This is a genomic window from Pseudomonas sp. H2_D02 (assembly GCF_054677635.1).
Map to the genome: position 1 here is coordinate 3,348,375 of NZ_CP162816.1, position 20,510 is coordinate 3,368,884.

Here is a 20,510-nt window from a genome sequence, read left to right on the forward strand (position 1 = left end):
TCGGCCTGCCCTTTGGGGGATGAATGTTTTTCCGAGGTGGGTTATGAACAGAATCAGTCAGGCGGGCGCGTTGCTCTTGGCCCTGTGCCTGCCCGTCGCCGCGAGCGAATGCCTGGCCGGGACGGCTGCCGTGGACGTGCCGCTGAATACTCCCGCCATGCAGGTGTCGGGTGCGCAGAAAGGCGTTTTGATCGACCTGGCGCGCGCCGGTACACGTCTCGTCGCCGTAGGTGAACGCGGGCTGGTGGTGTTTTCCGACGATAACGGGCAGAGCTGGCGCCAGGCTTCGGTGCCGGTGTCGGTCAGCCTGACGGCGGTGCAGTTTGTCGATGCGCAGCAGGGTTGGGCGGTCGGCCACGCAGGCGTGGTGCTGACGACGCACGATGGCGGCGAGCACTGGACGCTGCAGCTCGACGGCGTGCGCGTGGCACAGCTGGAACTGGAGGCCGCCAAGGCCGAGCAGGCCACGGCAGCCAACCCGGACGACGCCCTGATACGGGTACAAAGTGCGGAGCGCCTGGTCGCCGATGGGGCGGACAAGCCCTTCCTGGCGCTCCAGTTCATCGATGCACACCGTGGGTTGATCGTCGGGGCCTATGGCTTGGCGCTGCAGACCACCGATGGCGGCGCGACCTGGCATTCATTGATGGGGCGCATCGCCAACCCGAACGGCTTGCACTTGTACGCCATCAGTCGCCAGGGCCCGCGTTGGTTCCTGGCGGGCGAGCAGGGTTACCTGGCGCGCTCGGACGACGACGCGACGTCGTTCAGCCAGTTGGACAGCCCTTACGAAGGCAGTTTCTTCACCCTCCAGAGTCGTGCCGATGGCGCGCTGCTCGTCGCCGGCCTGAAGGGCAACGCCTTTGTTTCCAACGATGCCGGCACAAGCTTTCAGCGCCTGTCCGTTCCGGTGCCGATTTCCTTCAACGACGCCACCCGCCTGGCCGACGGTCAGGTGTTGCTGGTCAACCAGGCCGGCACGCTGTTTCGCAACGGCGGGCAGGTGCTGCTGCCATTTGGCAAGCCGTTGGGCAAGCCTGTTTCAAGTCTGATCGAGGCCGCCGATGGCAGCCTGGTCGTTGCCGGTTTCACCGGGCTGCAGCGTATTGCGCAGCCAGCCACTGCCGCTTCGGAGTGAGGTTATGACGTCCCCTGGTAAGTTCCCCCAATCCCCTGCGAATGCGTTCGACGATTTCGATCCGCGTTCCGGCTCGGTGCTCGAACGGGCATTGTTCAATCATCGCCTGTGGGTGTTGCTGCTGTGCCTGGCGACCACGCTGGTGTTGGGTTGGCAGTCCAGCCGCGTCGAGCTCAATGCCAGTTTCGAAAAAATGATCCCCACCCATCATCCGTACATTGCCAACTACCTTGAGCACCAGCAGGAGTTGAGTGGGCTGGGCAACGCCTTGCGCATCGCCGTGGTGAACAAGCGGGGCGAGATCTATGACGCTGACTACCTCAAGACCTTGCAGGCGTTGAGCGACAAGATCTACCTGCTGCCCGGTGTCGATCGCGCCTACATGAAATCGTTGTGGACGCCCGCCACGCGCTGGGTCGCCGTGACCGAAGCCGGCCTGGAAGGCGGGCCGGTGATCCCGGATAACTACGACGGTGGTTCCGCCAGCCTGGCGGCCTTGCGGCGAAATGTGCAGCTGTCCAACGAAATCGGCCAGCTGGTGGCATTCGACCAGGCCTCGAGCATCATCCAGGTCCCGCTGTTGCAGCGCACTCCCGACGGCCGGCCCTTGGACTACACCCGGTTGTCGCAACAACTGGAATCGCTGCGCAGCCAATACCAGAGCGACAGCGTTGATATCCATATCACCGGTTTCGCCAAGAAAGTCGGTGACCTGATCGCCGGCCTGCGGCAGATCCTGATCTTCTTCGCCGTGGCGATCCTGATCACCACCGTCGTGCTCTATTGGTACACCCGCTGCATTCGCAGCACCTTGCTGGTGGTGTTCTGCTCATTGGTGGCGGTGGTCTGGCAGCTTGGCCTGCTGCCGTTGCTGGATTATCAGCTGGACCCCTATTCGGTGCTGGTGCCGTTCCTGGTGTTTGCCATTGGCATGAGCCATGGCGCGCAGAAGATGAACGGGATCATGCAGGACATCGGTCGGGGCATGCACCGCGTGGTCGCCGCGCGTTTCACCTTTCGCCGCCTGTTCCTCGCCGGCCTCACCGCGCTGCTCTGTGACGCGGTCGGTTTCGCGGTGCTGATGATCATCAAGATCCAGGTGATCCAGGACCTGGCGATGATCGCCAGCATCGGCGTCGCGGTACTGATCTTCACCAACTTGATCCTGCTGCCGATATTGCTTTCCTATATCGGGGTCAGCGGCCATGCGGCGCGACTGAGCCTGAAAAGCGAGCACGCCGAGCAAGCCGGCCAACATCGCCATGGATTCTGGCGCTTCCTCGATCTGTTCACCCAGCGTCGCTGGGCGGCATTGTGCATCGCCTTGAGCCTGGCGCTGGCGACGCTCGGCTTCGTGGTTAGCCTGCAATTGAAGGTGGGTGACCTGGATGCAGGCGCTCCCGAACTGCGTGCTGACTCGCGCTACAACCAGGACGATGCCTTCCTGACCCGGCATTACGGCGCGAGCAGCGATCTGTTCGCGGTGATGATCAAGACGCCTGCCAGCGCCTGTTCGCGCTATGACATCCTGAACAAGGTCGATGCCCTCGACTGGCAATTGCGTACCTTGCCGGGTGTCGACTCGACCAATTCCCTGGCGCTGCTCAACCGTCGAATGCTGGTGGGCCTCAGCGAAGGCAGCCCGAAGTGGTACGAGCTGCAGAACAACCAGGCGATGCTCAACATGATCACCGCCGGGGCGCCACGCGGTCTCTACAACGAAGACTGCAGCCTGCTGACGCTGTACGCCTACCTCTCCGACCACAAGGCGCAAACCCTGACCCGCCTGGTGGAGCATGTCGAACAGTTCGCGGCGGCGAACAATACCAACGACGTCCAGTTCCTCCTGGCTGCCGGCAACGCCGGAATCGAGGCTGCGACCAATATCGTGGTCAAGCAGGCCAATCGGGAAATGCTGTTCTGGGTCTACGGTGCGGTGATCCTGCTCTGCCTGATCACCTTCCGCTCCTGGCGTGCCACGGTGTGCGCGGTGATTCCGCTGATGCTCACCTCGATCCTCTGCGAAGCGCTGATGGTCTGGCTGGACATCGGCGTCAAGGTCGCGACCCTGCCGGTCATCGCCCTCGGCGTGGGCATCGGCGTCGACTATGCGCTGTACGTGATGAGCATCCTGCTCGGTCACATGCGCCAGGGCACCAGCCTGTCGCAGGCGTATTACCGGGCACTGCTGTCCACCGGCAAGGTGGTGATGCTGACCGGTGTGACCCTGGCGATCGGCGTCGCCACCTGGATGTTTTCGCCGATCAAGTTCCAGGCCGACATGGGCGTGCTGCTGGCGTTCATGTTCGTCTGGAACATGGTCGGCGCCCTGGTCCTTTTGCCGGCCCTGGCGCACTTCCTGTTGCCGAGCGAACGGATCAGTCGGGAACAGACCTTGGCTGAACCCATCCCGCCGACCAGCTTGGCGCTCACGCCTGCCGTGGTCGAGGAGGGCGGTTGCCTGCAACAGGCCCTTTGTCCGCAAACCCCGGGACACGATCAACGCGCAACGCCCTGCGCCCAACCCATTGCGTCATGACAATAAGAAAGGATGTTCCCATGCCTCGCATCTATCAGCTCCAGCAGTATCTCTGGCTAGCGCTTCGAACCGGTCTGGTCGCTTTCGGGGTGGCGTTCTGCGCGACCCAACCGCCGGAGGTGCGTGATGAACGTTGAACGCCAGGCGCGGCTGCCGCAGTCCTTGTTGCTGTTGCTCGGCAGCTGCCTGCCGGTCCTCGGCGCGGTGCTGCTGGCCCCCGTCCTGCCGCGCATGCAGGAACACTTCGCCGACACCCCGGGCGTCGCGGTGCTGGTTCCCATCGCCCTGACGCTACCGGCGCTGATGATTGCCCTGTTGGCACCTTTCGCCGGGATCATTGCCGACCGACTCGGACGCAAGCCGTTGCTGATCGGCGCGATGTGCCTCTACACCGTCTGTGGGGTGCTGCCGCTCTGGCTGGATTCGTTGCAGGCGATCGTCGTCAGCCGCGCCGGCATCGGCCTGGCCGAGGCGGCGATCATGACGTGTTGCACCACGATGATGGGCGACTACTACAGCGGCGCGCGGCGTGAACGCATGTTCGCCCTGCAAATGGTCGCGACCTCGTTGTCGGCGGCGATTTTCATTGCCATCGGCGGCGTGCTGGGCGAGTACGGCTGGCGCACACCGTTTGCGCTGTATGGGTTGGGGCTGGTGCTGCTGCCGTTGATGGCCTGGCTGCTGTGGGAGCCGCATGGGCGTGACGTCGCGGCGAAAAAAGCCGCAGGCGCGACGTTTCCCTGGCGCGCCTTGGCACCGTTGTATGGCCTGGCATTCCTTGCCGGATTGAGCCTGTTCATCGTGCCGGTACAAGTTGGTTATCTGCTCAACCTGCTGCATGTCGAAGGGTCGCAGCAGATTGGCTTGACCATGGGCGCCAGCCAGCTCGGCGTACTGGTCGGCGCGTTGAGTTTCCGCCTGTTCAGTGGCGTGCCGGCGCACCGGCAGATGCTCCTGGCCTTCGTCGCCGCTGGCATCGGCGGTGGGTTGCTGGCGGTGGCCGACAGCCATGGATGGGTGGTGATCGCCGTACTGATCAATGGCCTGGGTATCGGCCTGATGATGCCGACCCTGCTCACCTGGATCATGGCCCAGGTCGACTTCCAGCAGCGCGGCCGCGCCGCCGGTGGTTTCACCTCGATGTTCTTCGCCGGGGAGTTTGTCAGCCCGCTGGTGGTGCTGGCGATCACCGGTGGGGTGACCAGCGCCTTGCCCGCCGCGCTGGGCATCGTTGCCGGCGTTCAACTCCTGGTGGCCGTGGCCTGTATTCGGTTGCGTGGCGGCGAGTCGGTTTTTCCCGCTGCGGTTGCGGCAAAGCCTGATCGCTGATTCCACATCCCAAAAAAACAAGAACAAGAACAAGAGGAGAACGATATGAGCTATTTGCTCAACACCTGGTACATCGCCGGGTGGGCGGACGAGTTGGCGCCAGGGGCGATGCTGGGCAGGACCATCGTCGAACAACCCATGGTCTTCTTTCGCGACAGCCGGGGCGCGATCCAAGCGCTCGCCGATCGTTGCCCGCACCGTTTTGCCCCGCTACACATGGGCACGATTGTTGGCGACAGCATCCAGTGCCCATACCACGGCTTGCGTTTCGACGGCAGTGGCCAATGCACGCACAACCCCCATGGCGAGGGAAACATCCCCAAGGCGGCCTGTGTCCGCGGGTTCGCGGTCGTTGAACGCCACGGCGCGATCTGGGTCTGGCTGGGTGAGCGTCACCTGGCCAGCGATGCGCTGATTCCTGACTTTTCCTTTTTCGAGCAGGCGCCCACCCATGCCAAGGGACACGGGTACCTGCCTACACGCGCGCATTACGAGCTGCTGTCCGACAACATCATGGACCTGAGCCATGTTGATTTCCTGCACCCGGATACGCTCGGTGGCGGAGCGTTGTCACGCACCCGCGCCGCCGTCGAGGAGCTGGCCAACGATCGCGTGCGCATCAGTTGGTGGGCCGCAGATGATGTTCCTCCGCCGGCGTTCGGCGCTCACCTTGAAGATCCGAGCCGGGCAGACGTCTGGGCCGAAGTCATCTGGCACGCGCCTGGCCTGATGCTGCTGGGCAGTGGCGCCACCGCGCCAGGGCGCCCCAGGGAAGAGGGACCGGTGACCTGGAACCTGCACCTGATGACCCCGCAGGATGCGACGAATACCCATTATTTCTTCGCCAACACGCGCAGTTTCGAGCAGGACAACGCGCAATTGAACGCCTTCGTCCAGGACATGTTGATCGGCATCTTCGCCGGTGAAGACAAACCCATGGTCGAGGCCCAGCAGCGCCAGATAGGTGAGGTTGACTTGCTGGGCCTCAACCCGGTGTTGCTGCCCGTCGATGCCGGGGCCGTGCGCTGTCGGCGGGTGCTGCGTCGGTTGATTGAAACCGAGCGCGCGGCGACGCACGCCAACCCGTCATCAAGCTTTGGAAAAGAGGTATTGCGATGAGCTTCCTACGCAACGTCTGGTACGCAGCCGCCTGGGGAACCGAGGTCAACGCCGGAGAGCTGTTCCAACGAACCCTGCTCAACGAACCCGTGGTGTTTTTTCGCGATACCCAGGGCACCGCCCAGGCCATTGCCGATCGCTGCCCCCACCGTTTCGCGCCCCTGGGCATGGGAACGCTTAAAGGCGATTCGGTGCGTTGCCCGTACCACGGCCTGGAATTCGATGGCAGCGGCACCTGCATGCATAACCCCCACGGCGATGGCGCCATTCCCAAGGCGGCGAAGGTCAAGGCTTACCCGCTGGTCGAGCGCCACAGCCTGTTGTGGATCTGGATGGGCGATGCAGGTCTGGCCGACGCGACGCTGATTCCGGATTTCAGTTGCATGGACGAAGACCTTTGGTATGTCGGCAAACGTTATTTGCACGCGCGAGCCAACTACGTGCTGGAAACCGACAACATCATGGACCTGAGTCATATCGAGTTCCTGCACCCGTCAACGTTGGGTGGTGATGGCGTCAAGAGCGCGTTGACCAGCGTACAGGAGGAGGGCAACACCGTTTGGTCCAACCGCCAGACCGTCGCGGAAATCATGCCGGAATTTCTCTACGCCGCCTGGAACATTCCCCAGGGCACTCCGGTGGACCGTTGGATTGATGTGCGTTGGGATGCGCCTGCGAACATGTTGTTGTTTTCCGGTGCGGTGGCGACAGGGCTCCCCAGGGAGCAGGGAGTTTCCACGCCGATTCCGCATCTGTTCACCCCGGAAACCGAGGCCACGACTCACTACTGGTTTTCAGTTTGTTTCCCCAAGGCAATGGGCGAGTTCGCCGAGCGATTCGCTGACGAGCAAGCGGCCGCGATCAACCAACCCTTTGCCGATGAAGACTTGCCGATGCTCGAGGCGCAGCAGCGCATGATGGGCGATGCGTCGTTCTGGGACTTGAAGCCGGTCCTGCTGATCGGTGATGCAGGCGCCATCCGCGCGCGGCGTGTACTCGATCGCTTGATCGCTGCCGAGCAGCCTGTGGGTGCCAAGGGATGATCGAAGTCATCGTCACTCGCAAGCGGCGCGAAGCCGAAGGCATCTACAGCTTCGAACTGGCCCCGGCCGCCGATTCCGTGCTGCCTGCCTTCAGCGCCGGCTCGCATATCGACGTGCACCTGCCCAATGGCCTGGTGCGCCAGTACTCGCTGTGCAATCACCCGGAAGAACGCCACCGCTACCTGCTGGGGGTGTTGCTCGACCCGGCGTCGCGCGGTGGTTCGCAGGCCATGCACGAGCAGGTCCACGAAGGTAGCCGGCTGCGCATCAGCGAGCCGCGCAACCTGTTCCCGCTGGAACATGGGGCGGGGTACAGCGTGTTGTTCGCGGGCGGTATCGGCATCACGCCGATCCTTTGCATGGCCGAGCGCCTGGCGCGGATCGGCGCGCCTTTCGAGTTGCACTACTGCGGTCGCTCGGCCGGGCGGATGGCCTTCATGGAGTACATCCGTCATTGCGCGTTCGCCCATTGCGTGCATGTTCATCTGGACGATGGCGAGGCCATCCAGCGCCTCGACAGTGCTCGGGTTTTGTCCGCACCGGCCAGTGATCGTCACCTGTATGTCTGCGGCCCGAATGGCTTCATGGACCATGTGCTGGATACCGCACGCACGCAGGGCTGGGCCGAGGCGCAGCTGCACCGTGAGTACTTTACCGCTGCCGCTGCGCCGGCCAGCGAGGCGGGCGGGTTCGAGGTGCAACTGGCAAGCACCGGGCAATGCTTCCAGGTGCCTGCCGCGCTCAGCGTGGCCCAGGTGCTGCTGGAGGCCGGCATCGACATCCCGTTGTCCTGCGAGCAGGGCATCTGTGGCACTTGCCTGACACGGGTGCTGGAAGGCGAGCCGGAGCATCGCGATATGTTTCTGACCGATGCCGAGCGAGCACGCAACGACCAGTTCACGCCGTGCTGCTCGCGCGCCAGGAGCGCGCGGCTGGTGCTCGATCTTTAAGGTTTCCCCATGAATTCATGTTTGCCCGCTGGCACGTTCCAGCAACAGATCGAGGACTTGAACATGCAACAGCTTCCTGGTTTCAAACGCGTGGTCACCGGGCACGATGCCCAGGGGCGGGCGGTGGTCGCGTTCAGCGGACCGACGCCGAACAGCTTCCCGCTCAAGGCCGTGCCCGGCACGGTCTTCCACGAGATCTGGAACAGCGGCGCCAGCCCGGCCACGCTCGACAACGGCGACGACCCCACCCGCAAGCCGCTTCAATTGAGTCCGGCCCCGTTGGGCAGCGTCATCCGCGTGGTGGATATCCCGCCCGACAGCGTGCAGAACCAGGTCAGTGCCGAGGATGCCGCGGCAGCCTTCGCCGAAATTGGCCAGGCCCACGCCGGTACGGGCCAGGCGGACTCCACGCACAAACTGATGCACCGCACCGAAACGCTGGATTACGGCGTGGTGACGGAGGGCGAGGTCTGGCTGGTCCTCGATGGCGAAGAGGTGCACCTCAAGCGCGGTGACATCGTCGTGCAGCGCGGCACCAATCACGCTTGGAGCAATCGCACCGAGCAGATGGCACGCATGCTCTTCGTGCTGCTCGACGGTCGCTTCGCCCCCGAACTGCAAGGAGAACGGGCATGAAGCTCAGTACTCTCAAGGATCACAGCCGCGACGGTCGCCTGTTGGTGGTATCACGCGACTTGGCCTGGGCCGTGGATGCCAGTGATCTCGCGGCGACGCTGCAGGAGGCCATCGAGCATTGGCCGAGCGTCGAGGCCGCTTTGCGCGCTCGCTATGACGCCCTGAACGAAGGCGCGCTGGTCGGGGCCTTTGCCTTTGATCCGCAACAAGCCGCCGCACCCTTGCCGCGTGCCTGGCAGTGGCTGGATGCTTCATCGTTTCTCAGCCATGGCGAGCGGATGCAGAAAGCGTTTTCGCTGGATCCCATCGAAGGTGTCGAACACACGCCCCTGATGTACCAGGGTTGCGGCGATGACTTCCTCGGCGCCCACGATGACATCGTGCTGCCCAGTGAAACCCATGGCATCGACTTCGAAGGTGAATTCGCCGTGGTGGTCGATGAAGTTCCCATGGGCTGCTCGGCGCAAGAAGCCCTCGCCCATATCCGTCTCATCGTGCAAGTCAACGACGTCAGCTTGCGCGCACTTGCACCCCGGGAGATGAAGACCGGCTTCGGGTTTATCCAGGCCAAATCCTCATCAAGTTTTGCCCCCGTGGCAATCACCCCCGACGAGTTGGGCGAAGCCTGGAGCGACGGGCGCGTGCACTTGCCGCTGAAGGTTGAATGGAATGGCCAGTGGTTCGGGCATGCCCACGGTGGCGCGATGCATTTCGGCTTCCATCAGTTGATCGCCCATGCAGCGCTGACCCGGCGTCTCAGGGCCGGCTGCGTGATCGGTTCCGGCACGGTTTCCAATGCCGACCCCAGCGTTGGCGCGGCTTGCATCGCTGAACGTCGTGCCGTGGAGATGATTGAACAGGGCGCGCCCAAAACGTCCTTCATGCGCTTTGGCGACCGGGTGCGCATGGACGTCCTCGATGCGCAAGGGCAGTCGGTCTTTGGCGCGATAGACCAGCGTGTCGTCCGAGGAGACCGCCCATGCGCGTGATGATTACCGGTGCCAACGGCTTTGTCGGGCGGGCACTGGTGCAGCGCCTGCTCGACACGAATCAGCTGCGAGGCCAGCCAATCAGCGCGTTGATCCTGCTGGATAAGGAACTGGCGGGCTTTACTGACGACAAGCGCGTGCGCCGTCATTGTGGCAGCGTCACCGATGCCGCGTTGCTGCGTCGCGCCCTGGCCGATGGCATCGATGTGGTGTTCCACCTGGTGAGCGTGCCGGGCGGCGCGGCCGAGCAGCTGTATTCACTGGGCTATCAGGTCAACTTGCTGGCGAGCCTTGAGTTGCTCGATCAGTTGCGCGAACAGCCTGGCGTGCCGGTGCTGGTGTACGCCAGCAGCGTGGCGGTATACGGCGGCGACCTGCCGGCGCGCATGGATGAGCGTGCCGTGCCACACCCGCAAATAAGCTATGGCGCGCACAAGGTGATGGTGGAAACGGCCCTCAACGATCTGGCTCGGCGCGGCGAGGTGGACGGTCGTGCCGTGCGCCTGCCCGGCATCGTCGCGCGTCCACGTGAACCCAACGGCCTGCGTTCGGCATTCATGAGCGATCTGCTGCACGCGTTTGCCCAGGGCGAGCCGTATTGCTGCCCGGTGTCGCCGCAGGCGCAGGCGTGGTGGATGTCGGTGCGGTGCTGCGTCGATAACCTGCTGCGAGCCGCCGAGCTGCCGACCGCCGAACTCGGCGGCTCACGTGTCTGGCAACTGCCGTTGTTGCACCTGTCCATTGCCCAGCTCATCGATGCCCTGGCCGCTGCCTACGGCCAGGAACGCCGCGGACTGATCAGCTTCTTACCGGATGCCGGGCTGCAAGCCTTGTTCGGCAGTTTCCCGGCGATGAAAACCCCACTGGCCCGGGCCCTTGGCTTTCGCCATGACGGCTCGGCTGCCGCCTTGATACGTAACAGTTTGAAGCCTGCTGGCTCGGCGCGTCGTGCGCGGGGGCGGGTGGCGCTTGGAGTGACCGATCATGCAACCGACTAAACGCCGTCTGGTGGACCTGTCCGTGACCCTGGACAACAACCCTTACACTGATCCGCCGCCGTTGCTGCCGAAAATCGACTACATGGACCATCAACAAGGCTGGCCGGAGATGGCCGCGATGTTTCCCGGCCTGGCCAAGGCGCAACTGCCTGGCGACGAATCCTGGGCGGCGGAGCGCCTGCAAATCACCACCCACAGCGGTACGCACATGGACGCCCCTTGGCATTACGCCTCGACCACGGACGGCGGCAAGCCGGCGTTCGGCATCGACGAGTTGCCGCTGGACTGGTGCCTGCAACCGGGGGTGAAACTGGACTTTCGCCATATGCCTGACGGTCACGTGGTCAGCGCCGCCGAAGTACAGGCTGAGCTGGCGCGCATCGAACACGTGCTCCAGCCGTTGGACATCGTCCTGGTCAATACCCGCGCCGGTGCGCTGTTCGGCCAGCCAGGTTATCTGGATGCCGGGGTTGGCATTGGCCGCGAGGCCACGTTGTATCTGTTGGAGCGCGGCGTACGCGTGGTCGGCACCGATGCCTGGAGCTGGGACGCGCCGTTCAAGTACACGCGCGAACGCTTCGCCGCCACCGGCGACGCCTCGATCATCTGGGAAGGGCACAAGGCCGGACGCGACATCGGCTACGGCCAGATGGAGAAACTGGCGAACCTGGAATGCCTGCCCGCCCATGGCTTTCAGGTGTCCTGTTTCCCCTACAAAATCAGGCACGCCTCGGCCGGCTTCGTCCGCGCCGTGGCGATTTTCGAGGAATGACCGTGCGTGCGTCGGAAGGAAAAAAACGCGGCAGTCTTTCCCGAGGGCTTGAGGTGCTGCTTTCCGAGCACATCATCGAGGGGCGACTGCGTAGCGGAGAACAATTGCCCACCGAGTCGGCCCTCATGCACGAACACGGGGTCAGCAGGACCGTGGTGCGCGAGGCGATGTCGCGTCTGCAGGCCGCCGGAATGGTCGAGACACGCCACGGCATCGGTACGTTTGTGCGCGATAGCACGCTGTCATTGAAGACCTTCATCGACCCGGCGACGATTGGTGTCATCGTCGATTCCCTGGCGATCATGGAGTTCCGGATTGGCCTGGAAGTCGAAGCCGCCGGGCTCGCCGCGCAACGCCGCCGCCCGGATCAGCTGGCCGGTTTGCGAGCGCTGCTCGATCAGCTCGGACAGCCGGCAGTCAGCCTCAATGATCGGGCGGCGCTGGATTTCCAGTTCCATCTGGGCATCGCCGAGGCGACCGGCAATCACTACATCGCCAACACGCTGCTCAACCTGGGCGTGGTCATCATTCCGCGCAGCCGATTGGATTCCGCGCGGCTGTTCCACGATGAGCCTTTGCACTACGAGCAGCGCATGCAAAGCGAGCATGAGCAGATCTACCAGGCGATCTTCAATCAAGACGCCGAATACGCACGCGCGGCCATGCGCCTGCACCTCCAGGACAGTCGCGAGTACCTGCATCAGGCCCGCAACGAGCTGCTGACATGACAACCATCCAAAACGCCCAGATGCCGGAAACGACAACGCAGTACCCCGCCTCGGCGCTGACCATCATCGATCCGCGCTGGACCTTGTTTGTCCGTGTCGTGGCGGCGGGCAGCCTCAGCAAAGCGGCCGTATTGCTGGATATGCCGCAATCCATGGTCAGTCGCAATATCGCCTTGCTCGAGTCGCAATGTGGCGAACGCCTGTTCCATCGCACCGGACGAGGCGTGGTCCTGACCGAATTCGGTGAACAGCTGTTGCCATGTATATCCGGCCTTCTCGCGGATGCGGAGGGCCTTGCCGACGACATTCGCAACCTGCGTGGAAAACCGGTGGGCGAGGTGGTCGTGGGCATGTTGCCCTCAGCGGTGCGGCGGTTCGCGGGGACGCTGTTTTCCACGGTGCGGGCGCAGATGCCCGGGGTAAGGTTGCATTTGATCGAGGGCGCCAGTGCTCAACTCGAAGAGCAGTTGCACGACGGTCGCCTGGATATGGCGCTGGTGCTGCGCGAGAGTGAGGCGAGCATCGGGCAAGCGCATCTGCTGGCCAGGCTCCCACTGCATCTGGTGGGGCCTGCCGTCGATCCTCTTTTCGCCAGTCGGGACATTCCGTTGAAGCAGTTATCTGGATTGCCCTTGGTCGTACCCGGGCGGCCGCATCTGTTGAGGGCCAGGCTCGACCACTTGGCCGACGATCAAGGTGTCGAATTATCCGTGGCCGTGGAAGCCGATTCCGTCCAGCTGCAGTACGAAGTCGTGGCGGCGGGGGGCGGCTATGCCATTGCGTCGGTGCTGCCGGGCTCGTTGGATCAGCGATTGGTGTCATCGCGAATCGTCGAGCCGGTCCTCGAGCGCTTCGTTGTCCTGGCGGAGTCGCCCCGGCGCCCGGTGACGCGTGCCTCCCGTGAGGTGCGCCGGTTGATCTGCAACCTGTCCATGCCATCGACTTAAGCGATAGCTGCTTTCGCTCCCCAGCAGTATTCGGTGCGGGGAGCGCCTCGTAGGGTGTCAGTCAACCAACGATTGATACCGATTGCGAGGTTCGCACCATGCATCACGCTCAAGAATCCCAAGTCATCGCCCCGACGCTTTTCCTCAGCGATGCCGATGTTGCCTCTCTCGCCGATTGGGGCACTGCCGTCGCCGCACTCGCCGAGGCGTATGCCCATCCGACGTCCGACGCGATGGTGCCGCCTCGTTCCATGGCACGTGGCGACGGGCTCTGGCTGCGCAGTTTGACCGCCGTACCACCCACCGGTGGCCAGATGGGCTGCAAGTTGATTGCCGCTTCCATGCGGGCGCGCTGCGCCAGCTACCTGATCGCCTTGTTCAACCAGCAGACCATGGCCCTCAGTGCGCTGATCGACGGCAACCGGGTGACCGGTCTGCGTACCGCCGCCACCGCTGCGCTGGCGGTCGATTTGCTGGCGCCCAAGCGAGCGCTGCGGGTGGGGGTGATTGGCGCCGGGTTCGAGGCGCGGGGTGCGCTGGACTGCCTCAAGTCCGTGCGCGACGTGTCCCATGTCCGGGTGTTCAGTCCAACGCCCGCGAGCCGTGAGCGTTTTGCCGAAAGCTTCAGGCCCGGGCTGGATATCCAGGCGGTGAGCAGCGCCCAGGAGGCGGTGCGGGACGCTGACGTGGTGATCTGTGCCGCCCGCAGCCGTGACGAGTCTCCGGTGTTGCAAGGCGCGTGGCTTTGCCCGGGCGCCACGGTCGTGTCGTTGGGTTCCACCTTGCCTGAGCAACGGGAGGTTGATCCGGTCACGATGGAGCGAGCCGCCTGCATTGTCGCGGATATGCCGCAAGAGGTGCTCCACGATACCGGTGACGCCATCGCCGCGATCAGTGCCGGCGTGTATGTCGCCGACAAATTGGTCGCGCTGTCGGACCTGGTCGCGGGCCGTGTCACCCCGCGCCAGCAGGCAAGCGACATCGTTCTCTACAAATCGGTGGGCTCGGCGCTGCAGGACGTCGTCATCGCCCAAGCGCTGTACGAGCGCGCCCGGCAACAAGGCCTCGGCATCGAGCTGCCGGCCAGCATTGTCCCTGTCTCGAAATAACCCTCACTGTCCAAAGGAAATCATCATGGCCACATACAAGAAAGCGGACGCCCGTGCCTGGGCGCGGGAAAACCTGGTGGGCTGCTCGGCTGTCACCATCCCAAGCTTCAGTGCCGATCTGAAGCGACTCAACGAACGTGGCATTCGCCACGACATTGAACATACGGTCGGCCTGGGCTACAGCGCCACGTTGCTGTGCAGCGAACTGGCGATCTCTCCCCAGGAGAACGCGCAGTTCACGGCCTGGGCCCGTGAGTCGGGGAAAAACCTGATCCTGTTCTTCCACGCGGCTTTTGGGACGCTTGCCGAGAACATCGAGGCGGTGAAGCTCGCCGAGAATGCCGGTGCGGATATTGTCCTGCTGTCCTATCCACCGCAGTTCTGGCCGACCAACGAGCAGGAAATATACGACTACACCAAGGCGTTCTGCGACGCGACGGACCTTGCCGTGATGCTGTTCCCGATTCCGTTGTGGGGCTTTGAACGGGTGCATCCGGCGGGTATGTCCCTGGAGTTGGTCCGGCGGCTGTTGGCTGATTGCCCGAACATCGCGGCGATCAAATCGGAGCAAGGGTTCCCACTGCCGCATGGGGATTTGCGAGATGTACCACCACTTCCGTGACCAGGTGGTGATCAGTTGCCCGATCGAAGGTGACGCGATTCCCTTGATGAGCCTGATGAAGCTGCAGTTCTCCGGCACCAGCAACACCGCCTGGATGAGCGACTACTACCCGAAAGCGTTCGAACTGGCGCGCACGGGTCGTTTTGAAGAGGCGATGGAACTGTATTGGAAGGTCAATCCGGCCCGCGGTGCCAACGGCGCTGCTGCGCAAAGCTACGCCGGCGGTACCGGTGTGCTCAACCGGACGATGTGGAAATACCAGGACTGGCTCGCCGGCTTCAATGGCGGCCCGTTGCGTGCCCCGGCGATGCGCGTCCCGGATCGCTTCATGAAGTCGCTGCGCCAAGGCTTGGTTGCGTCGGGGTTGCCGGTGACTTCGGACCCGGACAGCGCCTTCATGATCGGGCGCCATCCGTGCTGATGGGGAGGATTGCACAGTGAAACATTTACTCAAGGATCCCACGCTGTGGCGTACCGACGCCTACATCGCTGGACAATGGCTGGCCGAGACGCCGCACGGTCGGTACACGTTGCGCAACCCGGTGGATCAGACGGTGCTGGCCGAGTTGCCGCGCTGTCGCGAAGCTGAAGTCCGGCAGGCTATCGATGGGGCGCACGACGCCTTCGGCCCGTGGCGTCGCTTGACGGCCAAGCGCCGTGGCGAGGTGTTGCGCCGTTGGTATGAGCTGATGGTCGAACATCGCGAGGACATTGCCACGCTGATTACCCTGGAGGAGGGCAAGCCACTGGAGGAGGCGCGCGGTGAAGTCGATTACGCGGCGTCTTTCGTGCGATGGTTTGGCGAAGAAGCCACACGGGTGCGCGGTGATCTGATTCCGGGGGTGAAGGACACTCAGCGCATCGTCGTACTGCGCGAGCCCATCGGCGTCTGCGCGGCGATAACGCCCTGGAATTTCCCGGCCGCGATGATCACGCGCAAGGCCGCTCCAGCCCTCGCGGCCGGTTGCACCATGGTGGTGAAGCCGGCCAGCCAGACACCTTTGACCGCGTTGGCGCTCGCTGAACTGGCCCTGCGCGCGGGTGTGCCGGGCGGCGTTTTCAGTGTCATCACCGGTAATGACACTCGCGACATTGCCGGTGAGCTCACGGCCAACCCGTTGGTGCGCAAACTCACCTTCACGGGGTCCACCGAAGTGGGCCGGCTGTTGTTGGCGCAAGCGGCGCAGACGGTCAAGAAATGCTCCATGGAGCTGGGCGGCAACGCTCCGTTCATTGTCTTCGACGATGCGGACCTCGATGCGGCAGCCGACGGCGTGATGGTGGCCAAGTTTCGCAACGGCGGGCAATCCTGTATCGGCGCGAACCGGGTGCTGGTGCAGTCGGGGGTTCATGACGCATTGGCCGAGCGCATCGTTGAGCGGATGGCGCGCCTGAAGGTGGGCAATGGCCTGGAGCCTGGCGTGCAGGTCGGGCCGTTGATCGATGACGCGGCCGTACGAAAATCCCAGGCGTTGGTGGATGATGCACTGGCACAAGGTGCCCGGCTGCTGGCGGGTGGCAAACCTCATTCCCTCGGCGGGTGTTTTTTCCAGCCCACCTTGCTCACCGATGTGACCCACGGGATGCGGGTCGCTCGCGAGGAGATCTTCGGCCCGGTCATGCCGCTGGTGCGTTTCGACAACGATGACCAGGCCATCGCGATGGCCAATGACAGCGAGTTCGGTTTGGCGGCGTACCTGTTCAGCCGTGACGCGGCACGCATCTGGCGCAACGCCGCGCGCATCGAATCGGGCATGGTGGGCATCAACTGCGGCCTGATTTCAAATGAAGTCGCACCCTTTGGTGGCGTGAAACAGAGCGGTCTCGGGCGAGAGGGATCCCACCTGGGCATCGACGAGTTCCTTGAAGTGAAATACCTCTGCTGGGATGGCTTGGAAAGCGTGTGAAACCTGTGCCTGGTCCATGGATGCCTGGGCTTGCACCTTCTTGGCTGATGCACCGCCGAGCGCTTTTGTGGCGAGGGAGCTTGCTCCCGCTGGGCTGCGTAGCGGCCCTTTCTTGTGGGCGCTTCGCACCCAAGCGGGAGCAAGCTCCCTCGCCACGGGTTTGGGGTGGCTGGATTGTGTGTGGCGCTGGCAGACCCATCGCCGGCAGCGATACCTCGGATTGTGCAAAGCGATTTCAGCGCTGATTCCCGATTCGATAGTCTCGTGGCTGATCCGGCATATTTCGTCGGCATTCTCATGATTCTGCGGCGTTGATTCGATGACGCCGCAGAGCTTGTCGGTGCGCCAGGCAATGTCCGCCCGATTGAAATAAGAATAATTAGGAGAGCGCGATGATTGCAGCAGTCAATAAGGTCCTGGTGATCGGAGGCGGGTTTTCCGGTATGACCGCGGCTATCCAACTCGCCCGCCAGGGCGTCGAAGTCGACCTGGTGGAAATAGACCCACTGTGGTGTCCGCTGGGGGCGGGTATCACCCTCAGTGGGCCTACGTTGCGAGCCTTGGATACGATTGGAATCCTTGAGCGGGTGGCTGGGGAAGGGTACCTGTCGACCAACTTCGATGTGTTTTCACCGGCAGGTGAGCTGATCGTGCAATTGGCACTTCGACCTCCGGTCAGCGATAAACCGATCCCCTGTGGCGGCGGCATCCTGCGCCCGGTGCTGGCCCGGATCTTCGCCGAAAAAACCAGGGAAGTGGGCACCCGCGTGCGCCTCGGCATCAGCTACGACACCATCAGCCACCAGGACGATGGCATTGAAGTGTCGTTCACCGACGGGACTGCTGGACGCTATGACCTGGTCATCGCCGCTGACGGTGTGCATTCGCGGATGCGCAAGGAATTTTTCCCGCAAGCACCGTCGCCAAAACCCATCCATCAGAGTGTCTGGCGCGCGGTGCTGAGGCGCCCGCCGGAAATCGTCCGCCCGACTCACTGGCTGGGGCGCACCAAGGTCGGTGTCAATCCGATTTCCGACACGCACATGTACATGTTCCTGATGGAGAACCGCGATTTTTCCGAGTGGATCGATCCGGCCACCTGGCCGGGTGAGATGGCCCGTCTGCTGGGCGAGTTCCCAGCCCCGATCCTGCAAGCGCTGGTGCCGCAGCTGTACGAGTCGGGCGCCAGTATCGACTATCGTCCGCTGGCCAATCTATTGGTGCCGTTACCCTGGCACCAAGGCCGCATCGTGATGATCGGGGATACCGTGCACGCCACCACGCCGCACTTGGCTTCCGGGGCTGGAATTGGCATCGAGAGCGCCATCGTGCTGGCTGAGGAACTGCTCGCCGAAAGTGATCTCCAGACAGCCCTGGCCCGATTCGAAGCGCGACGTTGGGAGCGGTGCCAACTGGTGGTGGAGAACTCCGCGCGTCTGTGCGAGCTGGAAAAGAATGGTGGTGATAAAGACGAGCATGCCCAGATCATGCGCGAGTCCACCGCGCTATTGGCCGAGCCTGTTTGAGCCCGGGCCGGCATAAATAAAAGGACGGCTTTGATAGTCGTCCTTTTTTATTCCGGGCCGGTCCTGATTTCACAATCGTCCGGCGGTAATGGCTGAAGGTCTATTGGCCCAGATCGAGAATGACGACTTCCTTCACGTAGACGAAAAACGATTCTGACGACAGCGCGATCCCTTCGTCGGAAAGCTGCTGGAACAACGACCTCTGGTACTGCCGAAAACCTTGAAGGTCCGCTTCGTTTTCGAACCACAGGCTGGAAACGCCTTCGTAGACGCCTATGTCCGGCCCGAAATAAGACGTCACCCGGTCACCTTCGGGCATATACCGGGCGCGAACGTGCCTGCGCAGAGCCTTCTGGAACGCCGGACATTCACTCGCTGCCGCAGCATGAGCGCGATCCCAGGCGCTGAAAAAAGCCTCGAGCTGCACCGCGGGGTTCTTTTTGAGGAAAAGCATGGCCTTCCAATTCGTGGGCAATGTGCCGGTTTCGGACAGTTCGACCTCATCCATCAGTTGCGCAACCTGTTTGGAAAGGTCAGCGAAGTTCTTGGCATCAGGTCCCGTGGTTTGCTGGGTATAGGGGTCGCTGAAGGTGGCGATCAGGTCCGACATGTTTTCAAAGAACAATTCCGTTATGGAATCCCTGTGAAATGTTTGCGTGTAGGCGTTATCGGAATCGACGCCAAAGGCTGCGTCGATGACGTGGTTCTGGACGTAGCGCTTGACGCCCAGGGGCTTGGCTTGGGCGATCTTTCCGTGCTGGTGCTCTATGTAGTCGAGGAATTCAACATGGGTCATGCCGGGTTTCCTGCGCACAGCGGCTAGCATCTTAATCATGAGCGGACTCTCGCTTTATTATCATCGACGGACTTTTTGACCCTGAAAATATAAGGCGAGGGTCGGGCGGCTAACCAATCGCTATTTCGGCTGCCAGGTATCGCGCAATGCCATGCCTGATCAACTCATTCCCGGGCTTTACCACGCTTCGAAAAAAAAACGCCGCCACGCTGTCGATTCGAGTCATCGCCATTCGACTACCCTGTAGAGCCGCCACACGGACGGCCTGATCCATTCATTCCCCAGGAGATATGAGCATGCGATTTATGGTGATCGTCAAGGCCAGTCCGGAGTCGGAAGCCGGAGAAATGCCCAGCGCGGAGCTGCTGGCTGCCATGGGTGCCTACAACGAAGAATTGGTCAAGGCGGGGGTGATGCTCGCCGACGAAGGCCTGCATCCCAGTGCCCAGGGCGTGCGCGTACGGTTTTCCGGCAAGGACCGGACCGTCGTCGAGGGGCCGTTCGCCCAGACAAGCGAGTTGATCGCCGGGTTCTGGATTTTCAAGGTCCAGTCACTGCAAGAGGCGATCGACTGGGTCAAGCGCTGTCCGAACCCGATGGTCAGCGACAGTGAAATCGAGATCCGCCAGATCTTCGAACTCGAGGAATTCGGCGAGAGCTTTACCCCCGAACTACAGGCACAGGAAGAACGCCTGCGGGCGCAGATATCCAGTCAGTCGTGAAACCGATGAAAGGAGAGCACACCATGAGAATCATTCCGTACCTGACCTTCGATGGCCGTTGCAAGGAAGCCTTTGCGTTGTACAAGGACGTGCTGGGCGGCGAGCTGTTTTCCATGTCCTTTGCCGAGGCGCCAGAAGATGTCGGCATGCCCAAGGACCCGAACCTGATCATGCACACCTGCCTGACCGTGGGCAATTTCAGCCTGATGGCGTCCGACTGCCCGCCAGGCCAGCCGTATCGCAAGCCGCAAGGCGTGTCGGTTTCTCTCAACGTCGACAGCGCGGAGGAGGCCGAGCGGCTCTTCAAGGGCTTGAGTGCGGGGGGCAGCGTGCACATGCCCTTGGCGAAGACGTTCTGGGCGGAACGCTTCGCCATGTTCGAAGACCGTTTCGGGATCGCCTGGATGGTCAACTACGAGGGGCGCCAATAGGCCGGGCGTAGCCAGGGTCGCCGGCCTGGAAGCGGCCGGCGACCTGAAAAGGACTTGATAGTTGCAGAACCCGGCTATCCTTTCGGTACTGCATTCTTGGCAAAGGGACGCCATGCCAGACTATGAACGCGCCACCGGCCCTGGATCCCGCCTCATTTGGGGTGATCGAACCTGTTTGATCGGGCCGTCGCTACGCTGGATGACGTCAA

General features: G+C 62.8%; 20 protein-coding genes. 19 read left to right on the plus strand and 1 reads right to left on the minus strand.

What is annotated here, in order from left to right; all coding sequences use genetic code 11:
• The first annotated feature begins 43 nt into the window (after positions 1-43).
• The 17 genes from AB4N42_RS15595 (at position 44) to AB4N42_RS15675 (ending at position 18,352) form a co-directional block, all read left to right on the plus strand.
• The gene (locus AB4N42_RS15595; RefSeq protein WP_030141680.1) at positions 44-1,138 is read left to right on the plus strand and encodes a WD40/YVTN/BNR-like repeat-containing protein; all 1,095 of its coding nucleotides are present in this window, start codon (positions 44-46) and stop codon (positions 1,136-1,138) included.
• 4 nt (positions 1,139-1,142) lie between these two features.
• Positions 1,143-3,677, plus strand: coding sequence for an efflux RND transporter permease subunit (locus tag AB4N42_RS15600; RefSeq protein WP_030141679.1), 2,535 nt, complete (start codon positions 1,143-1,145; stop codon positions 3,675-3,677).
• Positions 3,678-3,803: 126 nt separating this feature from the next.
• Complete coding sequence (locus AB4N42_RS15605; RefSeq protein ID WP_030141678.1) at positions 3,804-5,006, plus strand: MFS transporter; 1,203 nt, start codon at positions 3,804-3,806, stop codon at positions 5,004-5,006.
• A gap of 45 nt (positions 5,007-5,051) precedes the next feature.
• Positions 5,052-6,125 (plus strand): aromatic ring-hydroxylating dioxygenase subunit alpha, encoded by a 1,074-nt coding sequence (locus tag AB4N42_RS15610; RefSeq protein WP_198795845.1) that lies wholly within the window; start codon positions 5,052-5,054, stop codon positions 6,123-6,125.
• The gene (locus AB4N42_RS15615) at positions 6,122-7,168 is read left to right on the plus strand and encodes an aromatic ring-hydroxylating dioxygenase subunit alpha (protein ID WP_030141676.1); all 1,047 of its coding nucleotides are present in this window, start codon (positions 6,122-6,124) and stop codon (positions 7,166-7,168) included. The genes AB4N42_RS15610 and AB4N42_RS15615 overlap by 4 nt, the downstream gene beginning before the upstream one ends.
• Complete coding sequence (locus AB4N42_RS15620; RefSeq protein ID WP_407683151.1) at positions 7,165-8,118, plus strand: PDR/VanB family oxidoreductase; 954 nt, start codon at positions 7,165-7,167, stop codon at positions 8,116-8,118. The genes AB4N42_RS15615 and AB4N42_RS15620 overlap by 4 nt, the downstream gene beginning before the upstream one ends.
• A gap of 63 nt (positions 8,119-8,181) precedes the next feature.
• Positions 8,182-8,754 carry a cupin domain-containing protein gene (locus AB4N42_RS15625; RefSeq protein ID WP_407683296.1) on the plus strand — a complete coding sequence of 191 codons (573 nt, stop codon included), beginning with the start codon at positions 8,182-8,184 and terminating at the stop codon, positions 8,752-8,754.
• Positions 8,751-9,743: a fumarylacetoacetate hydrolase family protein gene (locus AB4N42_RS15630; RefSeq protein ID WP_030141673.1), complete on the plus strand. Its 993-nt coding sequence runs from the start codon at positions 8,751-8,753 to the stop codon at positions 9,741-9,743. The genes AB4N42_RS15625 and AB4N42_RS15630 overlap by 4 nt, the downstream gene beginning before the upstream one ends.
• Positions 9,734-10,741 carry an NAD-dependent epimerase/dehydratase family protein gene (locus AB4N42_RS15635; protein ID WP_030141672.1) on the plus strand — a complete coding sequence of 336 codons (1,008 nt, stop codon included), beginning with the start codon at positions 9,734-9,736 and terminating at the stop codon, positions 10,739-10,741. The genes AB4N42_RS15630 and AB4N42_RS15635 overlap by 10 nt, the downstream gene beginning before the upstream one ends.
• Positions 10,728-11,513: a cyclase family protein gene (locus AB4N42_RS15640; RefSeq protein WP_030141671.1), complete on the plus strand. Its 786-nt coding sequence runs from the start codon at positions 10,728-10,730 to the stop codon at positions 11,511-11,513. Before AB4N42_RS15635 ends, AB4N42_RS15640 begins: the two co-directional genes overlap by 14 nt.
• Before the next feature lie 2 nt (positions 11,514-11,515).
• A complete protein-coding gene (locus AB4N42_RS15645) occupies positions 11,516-12,241 on the plus strand; it encodes a FadR/GntR family transcriptional regulator (RefSeq protein WP_258647560.1) in 726 nt (241 codons plus the stop codon).
• A complete protein-coding gene (locus AB4N42_RS15650) occupies positions 12,238-13,188 on the plus strand; it encodes a LysR family transcriptional regulator (protein WP_261978301.1) in 951 nt (316 codons plus the stop codon). The genes AB4N42_RS15645 and AB4N42_RS15650 overlap by 4 nt, the downstream gene beginning before the upstream one ends.
• A gap of 98 nt (positions 13,189-13,286) precedes the next feature.
• On the plus strand, positions 13,287-14,297 hold the full coding sequence (locus AB4N42_RS15655; protein WP_198795850.1) for an ornithine cyclodeaminase family protein: 1,011 nt from the start codon (positions 13,287-13,289) through the stop codon (positions 14,295-14,297).
• A 25-nt stretch (positions 14,298-14,322) separates the two neighbouring features.
• Entirely contained in the window at positions 14,323-14,919 is a 597-nt protein-coding gene (locus AB4N42_RS15660; protein WP_460114936.1) for a dihydrodipicolinate synthase family protein, read from the plus strand.
• Entirely contained in the window at positions 14,900-15,340 is a 441-nt protein-coding gene (locus AB4N42_RS15665; protein ID WP_460114937.1) for a hypothetical protein, read from the plus strand. Before AB4N42_RS15660 ends, AB4N42_RS15665 begins: the two co-directional genes overlap by 20 nt.
• Before the next feature lie 16 nt (positions 15,341-15,356).
• Positions 15,357-16,826, plus strand: coding sequence for an NAD-dependent succinate-semialdehyde dehydrogenase (locus tag AB4N42_RS15670; RefSeq protein WP_217859721.1), 1,470 nt, complete (start codon positions 15,357-15,359; stop codon positions 16,824-16,826).
• 392 nt (positions 16,827-17,218) lie between these two features.
• Positions 17,219-18,352, plus strand: coding sequence for an FAD-dependent oxidoreductase (locus AB4N42_RS15675; RefSeq protein WP_407683152.1), 1,134 nt, complete (start codon positions 17,219-17,221; stop codon positions 18,350-18,352).
• 100 nt (positions 18,353-18,452) lie between these two features.
• Here the strand turns inward: AB4N42_RS15675 and AB4N42_RS15680 are convergent, their stop codons facing one another.
• On the minus strand, positions 18,453-19,148 hold the full coding sequence (locus AB4N42_RS15680; protein ID WP_225936047.1) for an EthD domain-containing protein: 696 nt from the start codon (positions 19,146-19,148) through the stop codon (positions 18,453-18,455).
• A gap of 296 nt (positions 19,149-19,444) precedes the next feature.
• On the opposite strand from AB4N42_RS15680, the gene AB4N42_RS15685 reads away from it, so the two are divergent.
• Positions 19,445-19,870, plus strand: a complete 426-nt coding sequence (locus tag AB4N42_RS15685; protein WP_460114938.1) for a YciI family protein — start codon at positions 19,445-19,447, stop codon at positions 19,868-19,870.
• A gap of 23 nt (positions 19,871-19,893) precedes the next feature.
• Entirely contained in the window at positions 19,894-20,301 is a 408-nt protein-coding gene (locus AB4N42_RS15690) for a VOC family protein (RefSeq protein ID WP_030141663.1), read from the plus strand.
• Positions 20,302-20,510 lie beyond the last annotated feature (209 nt).